Annotated in this window: 14 protein-coding genes; 10 read left to right on the top strand and 4 right to left on the bottom strand. The window is 69.4% G+C overall.

Annotation, left to right across the window (positions count from 1 at the left end; genetic code table 11):
* The first annotated feature begins 29 nt into the window (after nucleotides 1–29).
* A complete protein-coding gene (locus tag ABDW59_RS09795) occupies nucleotides 30–599 on the top strand; it encodes an SIS domain-containing protein (protein ID WP_343629538.1) in 570 nt (189 codons plus the stop codon).
* Nucleotides 600–696: 97 nt separating this feature from the next.
* Nucleotides 697–1,338, top strand: coding sequence for a BON domain-containing protein (locus ABDW59_RS09790; RefSeq protein ID WP_343629536.1), 642 nt, complete (start codon nucleotides 697–699; stop codon nucleotides 1,336–1,338).
* Nucleotides 1,339–1,422: 84 nt separating this feature from the next.
* On the opposite strand, the gene ABDW59_RS09785 is transcribed toward ABDW59_RS09790, so the two are convergent.
* From ABDW59_RS09785 to ABDW59_RS09775, 3 genes are all read right to left on the bottom strand, one after another.
* Nucleotides 1,423–2,325: an NAD(P)-dependent oxidoreductase gene (locus ABDW59_RS09785; RefSeq protein WP_343629535.1), complete on the bottom strand. Its 903-nt coding sequence runs from the start codon at nucleotides 2,323–2,325 to the stop codon at nucleotides 1,423–1,425.
* Between the two features lie 54 nt (nucleotides 2,326–2,379).
* Entirely contained in the window at nucleotides 2,380–3,516 is a 1,137-nt protein-coding gene (locus tag ABDW59_RS09780; RefSeq protein WP_343629534.1) for a PilT/PilU family type 4a pilus ATPase, read from the bottom strand.
* Nucleotides 3,517–3,663: 147 nt separating this feature from the next.
* Entirely contained in the window at nucleotides 3,664–4,707 is a 1,044-nt protein-coding gene (locus ABDW59_RS09775; protein ID WP_067065521.1) for a type IV pilus twitching motility protein PilT, read from the bottom strand.
* A 25-nt stretch (nucleotides 4,708–4,732) separates the two neighbouring features.
* Here ABDW59_RS09775 and ABDW59_RS09770 point away from each other — a divergent pair, with 25 nt between their 5' ends.
* From ABDW59_RS09770 to ABDW59_RS09755, 4 genes are all read left to right on the top strand, one after another.
* Nucleotides 4,733–5,437 (top strand): YggS family pyridoxal phosphate-dependent enzyme, encoded by a 705-nt coding sequence (locus ABDW59_RS09770; RefSeq protein ID WP_343629533.1) that lies wholly within the window; start codon nucleotides 4,733–4,735, stop codon nucleotides 5,435–5,437.
* A gap of 1 nt (nucleotide 5,438) precedes the next feature.
* On the top strand, nucleotides 5,439–6,956 hold the full coding sequence (locus ABDW59_RS09765) for a diguanylate cyclase (RefSeq protein ID WP_343629531.1): 1,518 nt from the start codon (nucleotides 5,439–5,441) through the stop codon (nucleotides 6,954–6,956).
* A gap of 398 nt (nucleotides 6,957–7,354) precedes the next feature.
* The gene (locus tag ABDW59_RS09760; protein ID WP_343629530.1) at nucleotides 7,355–8,914 is read left to right on the top strand and encodes a methyl-accepting chemotaxis protein; all 1,560 of its coding nucleotides are present in this window, start codon (nucleotides 7,355–7,357) and stop codon (nucleotides 8,912–8,914) included.
* A 72-nt stretch (nucleotides 8,915–8,986) separates the two neighbouring features.
* Entirely contained in the window at nucleotides 8,987–9,325 is a 339-nt protein-coding gene (locus tag ABDW59_RS09755; protein ID WP_343629528.1) for an energy transducer TonB, read from the top strand.
* A 79-nt stretch (nucleotides 9,326–9,404) separates the two neighbouring features.
* Here ABDW59_RS09755 and ABDW59_RS09750 read toward each other — a convergent pair whose 3' ends face one another.
* Complete coding sequence (locus ABDW59_RS09750) at nucleotides 9,405–12,422, bottom strand: hypothetical protein (protein ID WP_343629526.1); 3,018 nt, start codon at nucleotides 12,420–12,422, stop codon at nucleotides 9,405–9,407.
* Here ABDW59_RS09750 and ABDW59_RS09745 point away from each other — a divergent pair.
* From ABDW59_RS09745 to ABDW59_RS09730, 4 genes are all read left to right on the top strand, one after another.
* Nucleotides 12,400–12,873 (top strand): DUF2946 family protein, encoded by a 474-nt coding sequence (locus ABDW59_RS09745; protein WP_343629525.1) that lies wholly within the window; start codon nucleotides 12,400–12,402, stop codon nucleotides 12,871–12,873. The two genes, ABDW59_RS09750 and ABDW59_RS09745, sit on opposite strands and share 23 nt — an antisense overlap.
* 118 nt (nucleotides 12,874–12,991) lie before the next feature.
* Nucleotides 12,992–13,309, top strand: coding sequence for a hypothetical protein (locus ABDW59_RS09740; RefSeq protein ID WP_343629524.1), 318 nt, complete (start codon nucleotides 12,992–12,994; stop codon nucleotides 13,307–13,309).
* Nucleotides 13,310–13,319: 10 nt separating this feature from the next.
* Complete coding sequence (locus ABDW59_RS09735; RefSeq protein ID WP_343629523.1) at nucleotides 13,320–14,807, top strand: TolC family protein; 1,488 nt, start codon at nucleotides 13,320–13,322, stop codon at nucleotides 14,805–14,807.
* A gap of 23 nt (nucleotides 14,808–14,830) precedes the next feature.
* Nucleotides 14,831–16,179, top strand: a 1,349-nt coding sequence (locus tag ABDW59_RS09730) for a copper oxidase (RefSeq protein ID WP_343629522.1), incomplete at its 3' end; no start/stop codon positions are given.

The following is a 16,179-nucleotide window of genomic DNA, read 5'->3' as shown; positions in this document are numbered from 1 at the left end:
GTCTTCCCAGCCTTTATCATTGCGCGCTCATGTTGGAACAACGCATACAACAACAGTTCTTCGAAAGCGCCGACCTGCTCTATCAGGTCGCGGAGAACCTGTCGCGCCCGCTCGCGGTGGCGGCGCAGATGATGGTGGACGCCCTGACGGGTGGCGGCCGGGTGCTGTGCGCCGGGCTCGGCATCTCGGCCGCGGATGCGACCTACATGGCCTCTCTGCTGTCGGGCCGCTTCGAGCAGGAGCGCCCCGGCCTGGCCGCGATCGCGCTGGACGCGCAAGCGCAGGGCTATGCCGATCCGGCCTCGGCGCTGATGCGCCAGATCCAGACTTTCGGCCATCCGGGCGATCTGCTGCTGCTGTTCGAGTCCCAGGCCAGCGAGGCCGCTGGCGCGCTGCTGCAGGTCGCGCACGCGCAGGAGATGAGCGTCATCGTGCTGAGCGGCGCTCAGGACGAGGACTGGCGCGGCACGCTGCTGGACACCGACGTGCAGCTGCGCGTCCCGCACAGCCGCTTCGCGCGGGTGGCGGAGGCGCACCGTTTGCTGACGCACTGCCTGAGCGACGCGATCGACCTGCAATTGCTGGGCGCCAGCGAGTGAGGGCCGCGCACTGACGCGGCCTGTTGCGAGTGTTTCGACGGGTCTTGGGCGGCGGCGCCGGACCCTGCTTTCCAATGAAGTCTCCAAGGACCTCACGATGATGACCAAGACCCGTTGCCTGATCCTGGCTGCCGCGCTCGGCGGCGCTCTTCTCCAGACGGCCTGCGTGCCGCTGATCGTTGGCGGCGCGGCGGTGGGCGGCGCACTGGTGGCGACCGATCGCCGCACCTCCGGCACGCAGCTGGAGGATCAGGGCATCGAGCTCAAGACGTCGAACCGCATCCGCGAGCAGCTCGGCGATCGGGTGCACATCAACGTCAACAGCTACAACCGGATGGTGCTGCTGACGGGCGAGACCCGCAACGACGAGGACCGCGCGGCGGTCGAGCGCATCGCGCAGGGTGTGGAGAACGTCAGCAGTGTGCTCAACGAAGTGGGCGTGGGGATGCTGAGCTCGCTGTCGAGCCGGGCGAACGACGTGACCATCTCGGCCAAGGTCAAGGCCAGCCTGGTGGACGCGAAGGACTTGATCTCGAACGCGTTCTACGTGGTGGTGGAGCGCGGCAACGTGTACATCATGGGCCGCGTCACCGAGCGCGAAGCCAACCGCGCCACCGAGATCGCACGCGGCGTGCGCGGCGTGCAGAAGGTCGTCCGTGCGATGGAGATCATCAGCGAGCAGGAACTGGCGGCGATGGGGCAGTCGCAGTCGAAGCGGTCGACGCCATCCAGCCAGTAAGCCGCGCGGGCTCGTGTCCGCCAAGAGAATGGGACCGCCGAGGCGGTCCCTTTGCATTTGGAGTCACACCGGGCGGCCGATGGATCAACGCAGTCGCTTGATCAAGCTCGACGTATCGAGGCGCCCACCGCCTTCGGCCTGCACGTCCGCATAGAACTGATCGACCAGCGCGGTCACAGGCACGCGCGCGCCGTTGCGGCGCGCCTCGTCCAGCACCAGGCCCAGATCCTTGCGCATCCAATCCACCGCGAAGCCGAAGTCGAACTTGTCCTCGACCATGGTCTTGCCGCGGTTGTCCAGCTGCCAGCTCTGCGCCGCGCCCTTGCCGATGACGTCCAGCACCAGCGGCATCGGCAGCCCGCTCTTCTGACCGAAGGCGATCGCCTCCGACAGCCCCTGCACCAGACCCGCGATGCAGATCTGATTGACCATCTTCGCCAGCTGGCCCGCGCCCGCCTCACCGACACGCGTCACCGCCTTCGCGAAGTGCAACGCGCTCGGACGGATCGCATCGAAGGCCGCCTGGTCGCCGCCGCACATCACCGTCAGCGCGCCGTTCACCGCGCCCGCCTGACCGCCGGACACCGGCGCGTCGACGAACTGCAGGCCCTGCTGCTTGGCGATCTCGTGGAGCTCCCGCGCCACTTCGGCCGAAGCCGTCGTGTGGTCGACGAAGACCGCGCCCGGCTTCATGCCCGCGAAGGCGCCCTGCTCGCCCAGCACCACCGAGCGCAGGTCCGCGTCATTGCCGACGCAGCAGAAGACGATGTCCGCGTCCTTCGCCGCTTCCCGCGGCGTCCCGGCGGACTGTCCGCCGAACTCCGCCGCCCAGGCCTGCGCCTTGGCCGCCGTGCGGTTGTAGACGGTGACCGTCAGCCCCGCCTTCGCGAGATGCCCGGCCATCGGATAACCCATCACGCCCAGTCCCAGGAAGGACACGCGGAGGGAGGGAGTCGATTCGTACGAACGCTGGCCGATGCTGCTCATGAGAGAGACCTGTCGAGGATGGATGAACCCGCCGATTGTGGCCCCGATGCGGCCTTACACGATGGTCAGGTGCTCGGTGCCGGACGACAGATCGCCGCTGCGCGCCCGCTCGCTGTTGAGCTTGATCTGCAGCCGCAGGTCGTTGACCGAGTCCGCATTGCGCAGCGCATCCTCGTAGGTCACGCGACCGAACTCGTACAGGTCGAAAAGCGCCTGATCGAAGGTCTGCATGCCCAGCTCGCGCGAGCGCTTCATGATTTCCTTGATCTCGCCCACCTCGCCCTTGAAGATCAGATCGCTGATCAACGGGGTGTTGAGCATGATCTCCACCGCCGCGACCCGGCCCTTGCCCTCTTGCCGAGGGAGCAGCCGCTGCGACACCAGCGCCTTCAGGTTGAGCGACAAGTCCATCAGCAGCTGCGCGCGCCGCTCTTCGGGGAAGAAGTTGATGATCCGGTCCAGCGCCTGGTTGGCGCTGTTGGCGTGCAGCGTGGCCATGCACAGGTGACCCGTCTCGGCGAAGGCCACCGCGTGCTCCATGGTTTCGCGATCGCGGATCTCGCCCATCAGGATCACGTCCGGCGCCTGGCGCAGCGTGTTCTTCAGCGCCTGCTCCCAGCCTTCCGTGTCCAGGCCCACCTCGCGCTGGCTGACGATGCAGTTCTTGTGCGGGTGCACGAACTCCACCGGATCCTCAATCGTGATGATGTGGCCGAAGGTGGTCTCGTTGCGGTGGTCGACCATGGCCGCCAGCGTCGTGCTCTTGCCCGAGCCCGTCGCCCCCACCAGGATCACCAGACCGCGCTTGGTCTGCACCACGTCCTTGAGGATGGGCGGCAGGTCCAGCGACTCGATGGTCGGCAGCGTCTGCGGAATCGTCCGCAGCACCAGCGCCACGTGACCCTGCTGGATGTAGGCGTTGACGCGGAAGCGGCCGATGCCCTGCGGCGAGATCGCGAAGTTGCATTCCTTCGTGCGCTCGAAATCCGCCGCCTGCTTGTCGTTCATGATGGCCCGCGCCAGCTGCAGTGTGTGCTGCCCGGTCAGCGGCTGCGGCGACACCTTGGTCACCTTGCCGTCGACCTTCACCGCGGGCGGAAACTCCGCCGTCAGGAAGAGGTCCGACCCCTTGCGCGACACCATCAGGCGCAGCAGATCGTTGATGAACTTGGTGGCCTGATCGCGTTCCATGGCGGGGTCCTGTCCTGTGTGCCAGCGCACCTCGGGGACGCCGGTCGGGTTCTTCTTCTGGAATCTCTGGCAGACCGTCCTGGGCGCAGCCTCGGACGATCGGCGCCGACGACGACGGATCGCCCGTCGCGCCCGCGCGCTTCCCGCTCAGCCCGGGAAGTTCTCGGGGAACTTGGCCTTCTGACGGGCCTCGGCCGGCGTGATCATGTTGCGGCGGACCAGGTCGGTCAGGTTCTGGTCCAGCGTCTGCATGCCCAGGTTCTGGCCGGTCTGGATCGACGAGTACATCTGCGCGATCTTGTTCTCGCGGATCAGGTTCCGGATCGCGGAGGTGCCCAGCATGATCTCGTGCGCCGCCAGCCGGCCGTTGCCGTCCTTGGTCTTGCACAGCGTCTGCGAGATCACCGCCTGCAGCGACTCCGACAGCATCGCGCGGACCATCTCCTTCTCCGCCGCCGGGAACACGTCGACGATCCGGTCCACCGTCTTGGCGGCGGAGGACGTATGCAGCGTGCCGAAGACCAGGTGGCCCGTCTCCGCCGCGGTCAGCGCCAGGCGAATGGTCTCCAGGTCCCGCATTTCGCCGACCAGGATGCAGTCCGGGTCCTCGCGCAGCGCCGAGCGCAACGCGTTCGAGAAGCTCATCGTCTGCGGTCCCACCTCGCGCTGGTTGACCAGGCACTTCTTGGACTCGTGCACGAACTCGATCGGGTCCTCGACGGTGAGGATGTGGCCGTACTCGTTCTCGTTGAGGTGGTTGATCATCGCGGCCAGCGTCGTGCTCTTGCCCGAGCCGGTCGGGCCCGTGACCAGCACCATGCCGCGCGGCTTCATCGCCAGGTCGCCGAAGACCTTGGGGCAGTTGAGCTGCTCCAGCGTCAGGATCTTGCTCGGAATCGTCCGGAACACCGCGCCCGCGCCGCGGTTCTGGTTGAAGGCGTTCACCCGGAAGCGCGCCAGGCCCTGGATCTCGAACGAGAAGTCGCACTCCAGCGTCTCCTCGTACATCTTGCGCTGGGCGTCGCTCATGATGTCGTAGACCATGTCGTGCACCTGGCGGTGCTCGAGCGGCTCGACATTGATGCGGCGCACGTCGCCATGGACGCGGATCATGGGCGGCAGCCCCGCGGACAAGTGAAGGTCGGATGCCTTGTTCTTGACCGAGAATGCCAGCAGTTGGGTGATGTCCATGGGATGAGAAATAGCGTGGGCGATTATGGCGACGATCTCCGAGAACATACAACAGCTGCACGAGCGCATTGAGAGGGCTTGCCTCCAGGCGTCGCGGCCCGTGCACAGCGTCACGCTGCTGGCGGTAACAAAGACTTTCGGCCCCCTGGATGTGCGACAAGCCTTCGAGGCCGGCGAGCACCGCTTCGGCGAGAACTACGTGCAGGAAGCCGTCGACAAGATCGACGCGCTGGCCGACCTGCGCGACCGCCTCGAGTGGCACATGATCGGCCCGCTGCAGAGCAACAAGACCCGCGTCGTGGCCGAGCGCTTCGACTGGGTGCACAGCGTGGACCGGCTCAAGATCGCGCAGCGGCTTTCGGACCAGCGCCCCGCCTCGCTCCCGCCGCTGAACGTGTGCCTGCAGGTCAACATCAGCGGCGAGGACACGAAAAGCGGCCTCAGCGCCGAGGAGCTGCCCGAGGTCGCGCGTCAGGTGGCCGCGCTCCCCCGGCTCCGCCTGCGCGGCCTGATGGCCATCCCCGAGCCCGCCGCCACGCTGGACGAGCAGCGCGTCCCGCACCGCGCGCTGGCCGCGCTGCGCGACGCGATCGCCCGCGAGTACAGCCTGACCCTGGACACCCTGAGCATGGGCATGAGCGCCGACATGGAGGCGGCCATCCTGGAGGGCGCCACGATGGTGCGCGTCGGCTCGGCCATCTTCGGTTCCCGCCCACGACCCGGCGGCTGACATGAACCCGCTGCAGCGCCCCGACGAGCTGGTCCCGGAGACCCCGGGCAGCTTGTCCTTCCGGGCGTTGTGGCATGACGGGACGCCCGCCGAGCGCACGCTCGTCCTGGGCGGCTGGGCGCTGACGGTGCTGGCCTGCATCCTGCTCGGCTTGGCGACCGTGCGGCGCGGCTGGTCCGGCATCGCGCTGGACCTGGGCGGCGCGACCGCCTTCCTCACGTTCTACCCGCCCATCCCGTTGTGCCTGTGGTGGACGCTGAGCCTGGGCTGGCGCTGGGGCGCCCTGCCCGCCTGGCTGGCGACCTTCGTGCTGGCGCTGGACGCCGGCATGGCGCCGGCCTGGGCCTCGGTGTTCGCCTGCGCCAACCCGCTGGGACTGGCGGTGCTGGCGCTGGGCTACCGCGCCGTGGGCGCCGCCCGCGGCCTGCGCAGCCTGCGGGCCTGGCTGTTCTTCGTGCCGCTGTGCTTCGTGGCGGCGGTGTTCAGCTCCGCCGGCGCGCTGCTCTGGACCTTCGCCCGTGAGCTCCCCGCCCACCGCCAGCTCCCCATCTGGCAGGGCTGGTGGCTGGGTGCCTTCCTGCAGAGCGTGGTCTTCGGCGGCCTGCTCATGACGCTGACCTGGCCGAAGCTCTCGCGCTGGATCGCCGCCCGGCCCGCGCTGTTCTCGCCGCCGCCCAGCGGCCGCCGCGCGATGGGGCTGGGGCTGCTCTTCGTCATCGTGCTGGCGGTGCAGGGCTACGGGCTGGTGAGCCTGGGACTGGGCTCCCTGCAACTGCGCGAGGCGCTGCACAGCGGTCAGTGGTCGCGACTGGAAGAGGCCGCCCGGGTGATGGTCAGCACCGCCTGGGTGTTCTTCTGGGTCTTCGCGCTGATCGTGCTCTTCGTCGCGCAGTTCGGTTACCAGGCGCTGTCGCGCTGGCTGCGCTCGACCGAGGCGCTGGTGAACCAGCTCGCGCGGGTGAACGCCGAGCTCGAGCAACGCTCCCGCACCGACAGCCTGACTGGCCTGGCCAACCGCATGGCCACGGAAGAGGGGCTGCGCGCGATGCTGCGCACGGTGCGCCGCTACCGCACGCCGGCCGCGCTGCTGATGCTGGACATCGACCACTTCAAGCAGGTCAACGACCGCCATGGTCATGCCGCCGGCGACGCGGTGATCCGCGCGCTGGCCGATGCGCTGAAAGCCTCGTCGCGCGACGTGGACCTGCCCGGGCGCTTTGGCGGCGAGGAGTTCGTCGTCGGACTGGCCCACACCGAGCTCGACGGCGCGCGCCGATTCGCCGAGCGACTGCGCGAGCGCATCGCCGCCGCCCCCGTGAGCATTCCGGGCGGCGCCTCGGTGTCGTACACCGTCAGCATCGGCGTGTCGGTGATGCGCGAGGACGACGCGGGCATCGAGGACTCGCTGCGCCGCGCCGACGCCGCCATGTATCGCGCCAAGCAAGGGGGCCGTGACCGGGTCGAGATCGACGCGCCGGCGCACGACGCCGCCGTACCTCGTACGCCAGGCAAGACCTGACCCCACGGCGCGCCCGCTGCCGTCGCATGAACGCGGTTACGGCGCGGGTACATCGCCGTGACAGCGATGACGACGGGCATCGCGCGCTTGGTGGCTCTGGCAACAAGTGACCCTCGCGGACGCTTGGAAGTGCCGAAAGTTGCGATCCGATGAAACCCGGTTGAGAACCCTGTCAGGGCTTTCCCTGAGAGGTGGGACGACCCTCGCGAGCGCTGTTTTCATTCAGTTGCAAGTGCCGCGTCAGAATTCACGTCACCTCCGCGACGGCATGGTGAACCCGAATCAAGTGCACCGATGATCGCGCCGAAGCCGATGGACGGTCCGCGCCGAGCGCCACGAGCGCCGCTGTTTGCCCGCGGGTCCGCCATTCAACAACTCATCTCGTTGCGAGGGAATCGATGTCGTTTCTGTCCCGCCTGCGTATCGGCCAGCGTCTGACGCTGAGCTACGCGCTGCTGATCCTGCTGCTGATCGTGATCGGCGCTTTCGGCGCCCACAACGCCAGCCGTCTTTCCAACGACCTGACCACCACGGCCAACTCCAGCCTGGTCAAGATCTCCCTGGCCAACGCGCTGGAGAGCGACGTCAACATCATCGCCCGCGCCTCGCGCGACCTGCTGCTGCTGGACACCGCCAACGCGATCAAGCGCCAGAAGGAGGACATCGCCAAGGCCCTGGACGACGGCTCCAAGCAGCTGGCGGACCTGGAGGGCAAGGTTTCCGACGCCAAGGACAAGGACCAGGTCGCCAAGGTGCGCGAGCAGCAGGCCAAGTTCGTGGACTCGGTCTCCAAGTTCCTGAAGGTGCAGCAGGACGGCAGCCCCGACGAGGCGCGTGAAGCGCTGATCAAGGAAGTCCGTCCGGTGCAGAAGGACTACCAGGACGCGCTCAAGGGCCTCGTGGACCTGCAGTTCGCCAACGGCCGCGAGCTGGCCGAGAACGGCGCCAAGCTGGCCAACCAGTCCATCTTCATCACCGGCGCGCTGGTGCTGATCGCCGTCGTCATCGGCGGTGTCGGCGGCCTGACGATCGCCCGCTCCATCATCGTGCCGGCCCGCAAGGCCAAGGACGCCGCCCAGGCGATCAGCTCGGGCGACCTGTCGCAGCACATCGAGGTGCAGGGCTCCGACGAGCTGGCCCAGATGCTGCACGCGATGCGCGACATGCAGACCGCCCTGTCGGGCGTGGTCGCCAGCGTGAGCGCGGCGGCCGGCGAAGTGGCGCAGAACTCCAACGAGATCGCCGGCAGCAACGTCGATCTGTCGGACCGCACCGCGCGTTCCGCCGAAAGCCTGCAGAACACCGCCGCGTCGGTGGAGCAGATCGCCTCCAACCTGAACGGCGCCAGCGAGCTGACCCGCAAGGCCGCCAGCATCGCCACCAAGGCGCGCCAGTCGGCCTCGGCCGGCGGCACGGTGGTGAGCCAGGTCGTCTCGACGATGGAAGAGATCAGCGCCAGCTCGCGCAAGATCGGCGACATCATCGGCGTGATCGACGGCATCGCCTTCCAGACCAACATCCTGGCGCTGAACGCCGCCGTGGAAGCGGCCCGTGCCGGCGAGCACGGCAAGGGCTTCGCGGTGGTGGCGTCGGAAGTGCGGGCGCTGGCCTCGCGCTCGGCGCAGGCCGCCAAGGAGATCAAGGTGCTGATCCAGGAATCGTCCGTCAAGGTCGAGAACGGCACCGCCTTGGTCAACAACGCCGGCGCGACGATCCGCTCGGTGGTCGACGAGGTCAACAACATGGGCCAGCTGATCGAGGAGATCTCGCACTCGGCCCAGGAGCAGGCCGCCGGCGTCGGCGTCGTGAACAACGCGATGAACGAGCTGGACCGCGCCACGCAGCAGAACACCACGCTGGTGGACGAGCTGACCCGTTCGACCGACTCGCTGCGCGACAGCAGCTCGCGCCTGGTGCAGGCGGTGGGCTTCTTCAGCACCGCGCGCTCGGCGACCTGAGCGGCGCCCTTCCGAATTCAAGCGTTCCTACCGGACAACCATTTCCTCACCCAAGACGTACGAGGTCCCAAGATGAGCAAGAACCTGACCAAGACTGTTTCCCGTGGCCTGCTGGGCCTGGCCGCCGCGCTGGCCCTGAGCATGGGCGCCCATGCCACCCCCAAGATCGTCAAGAAGGTGCCGCCGGAGTTCCCGGCCGAGGCCGCCCGCCAGTCGATCTCGCAAGGCTCGGTGCGCGCCAAGATGAACATCGACCCGGACGGCAAGGTCTCCGGCGTGGAAATCCTGGAAGCGGAACCGCGCAAGGTCTTCGACAAGGCCGTGACCCGCGCGCTGATGGACTGGAAGTTCGAGCCCAGCGGTCAGAAAGAGACCCACGAAGTGAAGCTGGTGTTCAAGAACGAGGACTGATCTCGATCCTCGCGGTCGGCGGCCCGTGCGCCGCCGCCCCGCTCCTGATGAAGGGCCGCGCAAGCGGCCCTTCGCGCTTTCAGGCCTCGACGTGCCCGGCCCGCTCGGCGGGCGCGTCCTGGCTGCCGGCCGCCGCGCGCACCTTGGCGCGGATGGCCGCCAAGGGCGCCTCCAACGCGTGGAAACGGGCTTGATGCTGGGCCTGGTCGATGCGCTGAAGCGCGTCGCCCGTTCGGCCCAGCGCCTCTTCGTCCGACGAATCCGCGTCGTCGAACGCGGCGTGGGCCGCCGCCCGTCTCTGATCGAACGCGGAGAACCCAGGCTCCTGATCGACGCGAGCTTGGAAGGTCGCGGCCAGCGGGTCGTCTTGCGCGGACAACAGCATGACCACCCCGGGAAAGTCGTGCTCGACCTCGGCGAGCACCAGCGACAGCGCCTCCTCGCGGAAGGCGCCGCGCCGGGCGGGAGAGTCCCAATCCTCCCCCTCCACATAGGCACCGAACACCGGCTTGTCGGTCACGCGGATGCGCCGGCTGTCCAGCATCTCGGCCAGCGCGGCCGACACGTGCCAACGCAGCACCATCGCCTCCTCGAGCGTCTCGTCGAAACCGGGGCGTCGCTCGGCGCGAACGGCGCTGGCACGCGCCAGACAGGCTTGGAGGAAGGCGTTTTCCGCCACCTCATCGAGGGAAGTCGCCTCCAGGGCGTCCCGCAGCGCCGACATGGCGGAGAGCGTCAAGGTGCCGCCGTCCACGCATGGCCCCGCCGGCGCCGCGGCCATCCTCCGGCAGCGCTCGACGAACTCGGCGTCCTTCGACAGGCCGTCCAGGATGCCGATCAGATGGGCGCACAACTCGATGTCCGCGGTCTCGAACTGGCCGGTCGCCGCGCGCTGGCGACGCAATCGGCCGATGAAGTCCAGCACCGGCTCCGCGCCTGGGAGCGCGTTCACCGCATGGGCCCTCAGCGCCGGCGGCATGCGTCCCTGCGGCCAGAGATCACGCACAGGTCCCATGCGTTTGCGATTCGCGTCGCGGCGCGCCTGCCTCAACTGGCCGACGACATGAGGATCCGGAATCCATCCCGGCGGCATGGCCGCGCGATCGACGCCGTCGCGCTGGTCGTTCAAGCGCAACTCGTACAACGCGGGCAAGGCCTTCTCGAGTGCCGCGATGCGCTCCTTGAGCATGGTCGAGCTCATGGCGCGGGTGCCATGCAAGGTCGCGACCAGTACGTCGGTGTCCTGGAGCGGCCGCAGGGCCGGGGACGACAACCGGAGCGGCTCCGCGATGTCGAGGTGGCGAATGCCCAACCGGTCGAGCAGATTCGCCAAGGACGGCCCTCCCGGAAGCGCCTGCCCCCGCCACAACAAGGTGCCGCGATCGCAGAGGCTGTCCCGCGGCAGCAGCACGTCCAGCGCATCCCCAGGCGGCAGCTCCACACCCTGCACGAGCAGCGGAGCCGCCAACTGGAGCCGGGCCTCCGGATCGAAGCTCCGGTCCGTCAGGTACTGCAGCCATCGTTCGCGTCTCACGCCCTCCACGCCCGAAGCCTCACCGACCCAGGCGGCGATTCGGTTCAACGCCATGGCGGCCGCCGGGGGGCGGGTGGGGTCGCCCTCATCCCCGCCCGCCGGACCGAAGGCCATCGTCCGGCGAACCATCGTGGCGGTGATCCAGGCGAGCGCTCTTGTCTCTTCACGAGACATGAAGGGCAGTTGCCGGGACCCATCGAGGTAGGAAGAGACCAAGCCCAGCGCCCAGTCCCGCTGCAACGCATCCGCCTTGCTGAGGCCGGGGCACGATCGACAGCTCAGCACCTGCCGACCGGCCACCAGATCCTCCGTGCTGGGCAGTCCCGCACTGAAGTCGCCCGACACGGGCGACTGAGAAGCGTCCGTCGTCGTTCGCATCGAAGGCAGCCAGGCCAGGGAGCCCCAGGAGGGCATCGACGCCGTCGAGGCTTGGGAATCGCCGGCCACCGAGCCCCCCCAGCTGGACCAGCTCCACGCCTGCGACGCCTCGCTGGGCGCGGGGGACAAATCCTCGGTCGTGACGGGCGACGCGGCGAGTTCGTCGAACAGCACGTTCTGATAGGCCGGCGCATCGATCGCCTCGGGCGCCCCATCGGAGAGCGGGAGCGACAGGGCGAGTGCGAACGTCTGCAGGTCCAGCGAGGTGAGCGGGGACGAGTCTCCACTCGATTGCGACAGCATCGAGACCTGAGGGCGCAGCGCGCGAGGTCCCAGGGCGTCCGACAAAAGTCCCGTGCCAGCCAAGAGCGCCGCCGTGGCGAGCCCCTCGCCGGCGTCCGACCCGCCCGAGAGGTGCCCGCGCCGATGGCCGACTCCGCGGGATGTCGCCGTCGCCGCGCTTCGGCTTCTGTCCGACGGCTGCGGCTCGGGAACGGCGCGCGCGAACGCGAGCACCGCTTCGAGTGCCTCGAAGCGCTGATCCAGCGGCATGGCGGACGGGCTGGCGCCATGAATGGCGGCCAGCGCCGCGGTCGGGTCGTCCCTCACGACCTGCTCGATCAACCTGCAGACACGGGTGGCCCACTTCGCGTTGTTCAGAGTCGGCGCCCGCTCGGCGGCCAAGCGCCAGTCGTCGATCAACGCCGACGCCCCCGAACTCCGCAAGCGATTCCAGAGAAGGTGCACGATGGGCGAGTGCTCTGCGCAGGGGGCCGCGGCGGACAGGGAGAGATCGGCAGGCGCGTCCCTCAGATGCCGTCCGAGCCGATAGCACAGGTGGGCGGCAGGGCCGTGGCCGGTGACGGCCCAGCGCGCGAACACCTCCTCGGCGGTCAACGGCCGGCCCGGGGCCGCTGGCGTCGACGCCGCAGACAACGCTGGCAGGTCGGCCGCCTGGTCGTGTGCCGGCGAGGTGTCGGATGCTTCCGCCTCGCGGGCTTGACCAGCGGCTTCGTCAGAGCGCATCGTCTGAAGTTGCTTCGGGAAAAGGGGCATGTGCGGGTTCCTGGATATGACTCGGACCGGCAGTGCCTGTCGCGATCCGTGTCGTTTGACCCCTCGAGCGAGCCAAGCGGCCGACCATCCCCTACACTCACGGCCCATGTCCCGCCCGACCGCGTCCACCCCGCGCCGGCTCCTCTGGAGCCGCTGGCTGGTGCTCGCGCTGCTCAGCCTGACCTTGCCGCTGCAGGGCGCGCTAGCCGCGACGATGGCGATCGGGATGACGCTGATGGCGCCCATAAGCTCGCACGGCGCCGTCATGACCATGCCCACGCATTGCGAGGACATAGGCATCGCCGACATGGCGGGCATGAGCGCGACGGATCACGGCATGGACCACGCGATGGCCCATGGCATGGACCGCGGCGGCGACCATGCCGACGACGGCACCGCTTCTTCCGACCATCACTGCGGCATCTGCCTGCAGTGCTGCATCGGTGCCGCGATCCCCGTGGCGCCGCTGTTCGTGGCCTCGCAGCACCTGCGCGACGCCGCGCCCACGCTCGGCGTCATCGGCGCGCCGGAGCAGCTGCCGCAGTCGCTCGACCGGCCGCCGAAACCCTTCCACGCCTGAACGCCGGCGCGACTGCGCGCCGTTCGATCCGTCACGCCCTGGCCTGTGCTCGTCGCGCGTCGCGCGCGGCCGCACGACATGCGGACGGCTCCGTCTCCGTTCATTCCGCGAGGAAGCCATGTCTTCTCGAATCCTTCCGGCAATCGCGCTGGCGTCCTGCCTGGGCACGGCCATCGCGACCGGCGTCGCCGTGGCAGCGACCGCGCCGCCGCCTGAACCCACCGATGCGCGTCTGAGTACCAAGGCGCCGCGTCCGACGCCGCCCGCCGCCGCTTCCAGCGCGGCCGTCGCCGACCCCGGCGTCGGCAACTGGCGCGCGGCCAACCGCGCCGTCCACGAGGCCGGCGGCTGGCGCCAGCTGATGCGCGACAGGCCCATGGCCGCAATGCCCGCGGCCTCGACGGCCTCCGCGCCGTCCGGTCATCACCACCATTGAGGAGCGCGCCATGTCCTTCCACATGAAACGCCCCACGACACGGCCGACGACACGCCAGGTGACGCGCCCCATGACGGGCCACATCGCGCGCGGCGCCACGTCGCTGGCGCTCGCTGTCGTCGCCCTCCTCACCGGCTGCGCGAGCTTCTCTCCCGAGCAAGCCGCCGCGCCCGTGCAGCAGAAGAGCCGCGACTGGCTGTCCGCCGAGCTGCCGCTGCAGCGCGACGACGACCAGCGTGCCGCCGCCCGCGCCCGCAGCGAGGCCCTGCTCGCCCAGCCGCTCGACGCCCAGGCCGCGGTGCAGCTCGCGCTGCTGAACCATCGCGGCCTGCGCGCGAGCCTGCACGGCCTGGGCATGGCCGAGGCGCAACGCGTGCAGACGCTGCTCTGGCCCAACCCGGTGCTGAACATCGGCCGCATGATCCGCGGCGATGAGCGCGAGATCGAACGCGGCCTCGAGTTCAACCTGCTGAGCCTGCTCGGCCGAGGCGCCCGCCAGGATGCCGGCGCTCGCGCGCTGGAGCGCGAGCAGGCCCGCGTCGCGCAACAGCTGCTCGATGTCGCCGGCCAAGCGCGCCGGAGCTGGGTTCAGGCGGTCGCCGCGCAGGAGCAGCTCCAGCAGGCGCGGACGGTGCTGGATTCCGCCGCGGCCGGCGCGGAGCTCGCGCTGCGCATGCGTCAGGCCGGCAACGTCAGCGCGCTGCGCTTGGCGCGCGAGCGCACGGTGCTCGCCGAAGCGCAGCTCGCTCTGGAGCAGGCCCAGCTGCAAGCCGCACGCGAGCGCGAGGCACTGATCCGCGCGATCGGCCTGTGGGGCGAGGACGTCGCCGCGCTGAAGCTGCCGGATCGGCTGCCCGAGGTGCCGACCACGTTCCGCGCCGCCGACGATCTTGAGCGCCAAGCCGTCGCGCAGCGCGTCGACATCCAGTCCGCCAAGCGCGAGTCGGAGCAACTTGCCGCGCAGCTCGGTCTCACGCGCACGACCGGTCGCGTCAACGTGCTGCAACTCGGCGTCCAGCGCAACAGCAGCAACCTCGAGCCCACGCAGCGCGGCGTCGATCTGACCGTCGATCTGCCGTTGTTCGACTGGGGTCAGGCGCGTGTGGCCGGCGCGCGCGAGGCGTACCAGCAGTCGCTGGAACGCACCGCGCAGATCGCCATCGACGCACGCTCCGAGGTCCGTGTCGCGCGCCTGCGGGCCGAGACCGCCTGGCGCATCGCCCGCCGCCATCACGACGAGGTGCTGCCGCTGGCCAGGCAGGTCTCCGACGAGACCCTGCTGCGCTACAACGGCATGCTGGTCGGCGTCATGGACCTGCTGGCCGACGCGCGCGCCCAGGCCCGCGCCGTGGCCGCGGCGCTCGACGCGCAGCGCGATTACTGGCTCGCCGAGTCCGAGCTGTCGCAGAGCCTGCTCGGCCCCGTGGGCGCCGCTTCCCCGTCTCCGTCTTCATCGACCGCCGCCGCCCCCGAGGCCGCCGGCGGCGCCGCGCATTGAGCGCGGCATCGAAAGGAATCCGCATGATTTCCCGACGCAATCTCTTCGCCCGCGCGGCCGCCGGTGCGGCCCTGGGCGCGGCCGGCGCGGTCAACGCGGCGAGCGTCTCGCGCGTCGCGATGGCGGCGCTGCCCGAGCCCGCCCTGCGCGACAGCCCCGACACCGCGCCGCCGCTGACACCGCCCGACGGCCGGCCCTACAACCCGGTGGTCACGCTCAACGGCTGGACCCTGCCCTGGCGCATGCGCGAGGGCGTCAAGGAATTCCACCTGGTCGCCGAGCCGGTGCTGCGCGAACTCGCGCCCGGCTGCACCGCCCACCTGTGGGGCTACAACGGCCAGTCGCCGGGTCCGACCCTCGAGGTGGTCGAGGGCGACCGCGTCCGCATCTACGTCACCAACAAGCTGCCCGAGCACACCAGCGTGCACTGGCACGGCCAGCGCCTGCCCAACGGCATGGACGGCGTGTCCGGCCTGACGCAGCCCGCCATCAAGCCGGGCGAGACCTTCGTCTACGAGTTCGTCGCGCGCCGGCCCGGCACCTTCATGTACCACCCGCATGCGGACGAGATGACGCAGATGGCCATGGGGATGATGGGCTTCTGGGTCACGCATCCGAGGGCACGTCATCCGCAGATCGCCGAGGTCCAGCGCGACTTCTGCTTCCTGCTGTCGAGCTACGACATCGATCCCGGCAGCTACACGCCGCGCACGATGACGATGACCGACTTCAACCTGTGGACCTGGAACAGCCGCATCTTCCCGGGCATCGACACGCTGAACGTGCGTCAGGGCGACCGAGTGCGGATCCGCGTCGGCAATCTGACGATGACCAACCACCCGATCCACATCCACGGACACGAGTTCGAGGTCACCGGCACCGACGGCGGCCCGGTGCCCAAGTCCGCGCGCTGGCCCGAGGTCACCACCGACATCGCGGTGGGCCAGATGCGGCAGGTGGAGTTCATCGCCGACGAGCCCGGCGACTGGGCCTTCCACTGCCACAAGAGCCATCACACGATGAACGCGATGGGGCATCAGGTCGACACGCTGATCGGGGTGGACCACCGCGGGCTGGCAGCGCGCATCAACAAGGTGATCCCCGACTACATGGCCATGGGCGAGCGCGGCATGGCCGACATGGCGGAGATGGAGATGCCCATCCCCGAGAACACCGCGCCCATGATGGCGGGCCAGGGGCCGCATGGCTCGCTGGAGATGGGCGGGATGTTCAGCGTCGTCAAGGTCCGCAAGGACCAGAAGCCCGGCGACTACCGCGATCCGGGCTGGTATGCCGCGCCGGCGGGGACCGTCGCCCATCGTGTCGACGCCCCCGCCGAAGCGCCCCGCGCGCATCCCGCCTCGGCCTCGAC

This window comes from Roseateles sp. (assembly GCF_039595295.1).
Taxonomy (GTDB): Bacteria; Pseudomonadota; Gammaproteobacteria; order Burkholderiales; family Burkholderiaceae_C; genus Roseateles.
Note: the sequence above shows the minus strand (reverse complement) of the source record. Positions and strands in the feature narration are given on the sequence as shown.

What these genes read in the sequence shown, in the direction of transcription:
- ABDW59_RS09795 (WP_343629538.1), top strand. Translation starts at nt 30, where the DNA reads ATGTTGGAACAACGCATACAACAACAGTTCTTCGAAAGCGCCGACCTG.
- ABDW59_RS09790 (WP_343629536.1), top strand. Translation starts at nt 697, where the DNA reads ATGATGACCAAGACCCGTTGCCTGATCCTGGCTGCCGCGCTCGGCGGC.
- ABDW59_RS09785 (WP_343629535.1), bottom strand. Translation starts at nt 2,325, where the DNA reads ATGAGCAGCATCGGCCAGCGTTCGTACGAATCGACTCCCTCCCTCCGC.
- ABDW59_RS09780 (WP_343629534.1), bottom strand. Translation starts at nt 3,516, where the DNA reads ATGGAACGCGATCAGGCCACCAAGTTCATCAACGATCTGCTGCGCCTG.
- ABDW59_RS09775 (WP_067065521.1), bottom strand. Translation starts at nt 4,707, where the DNA reads ATGGACATCACCCAACTGCTGGCATTCTCGGTCAAGAACAAGGCATCC.
- ABDW59_RS09770 (WP_343629533.1), top strand. Translation starts at nt 4,733, where the DNA reads ATGGCGACGATCTCCGAGAACATACAACAGCTGCACGAGCGCATTGAG.
- ABDW59_RS09765 (WP_343629531.1), top strand. Translation starts at nt 5,439, where the DNA reads ATGAACCCGCTGCAGCGCCCCGACGAGCTGGTCCCGGAGACCCCGGGC.
- ABDW59_RS09760 (WP_343629530.1), top strand. Translation starts at nt 7,355, where the DNA reads ATGTCGTTTCTGTCCCGCCTGCGTATCGGCCAGCGTCTGACGCTGAGC.
- ABDW59_RS09755 (WP_343629528.1), top strand. Translation starts at nt 8,987, where the DNA reads ATGAGCAAGAACCTGACCAAGACTGTTTCCCGTGGCCTGCTGGGCCTG.
- ABDW59_RS09745 (WP_343629525.1), top strand. Translation starts at nt 12,400, where the DNA reads ATGTCCCGCCCGACCGCGTCCACCCCGCGCCGGCTCCTCTGGAGCCGC.
- ABDW59_RS09740 (WP_343629524.1), top strand. Translation starts at nt 12,992, where the DNA reads ATGTCTTCTCGAATCCTTCCGGCAATCGCGCTGGCGTCCTGCCTGGGC.
- ABDW59_RS09735 (WP_343629523.1), top strand. Translation starts at nt 13,320, where the DNA reads ATGTCCTTCCACATGAAACGCCCCACGACACGGCCGACGACACGCCAG.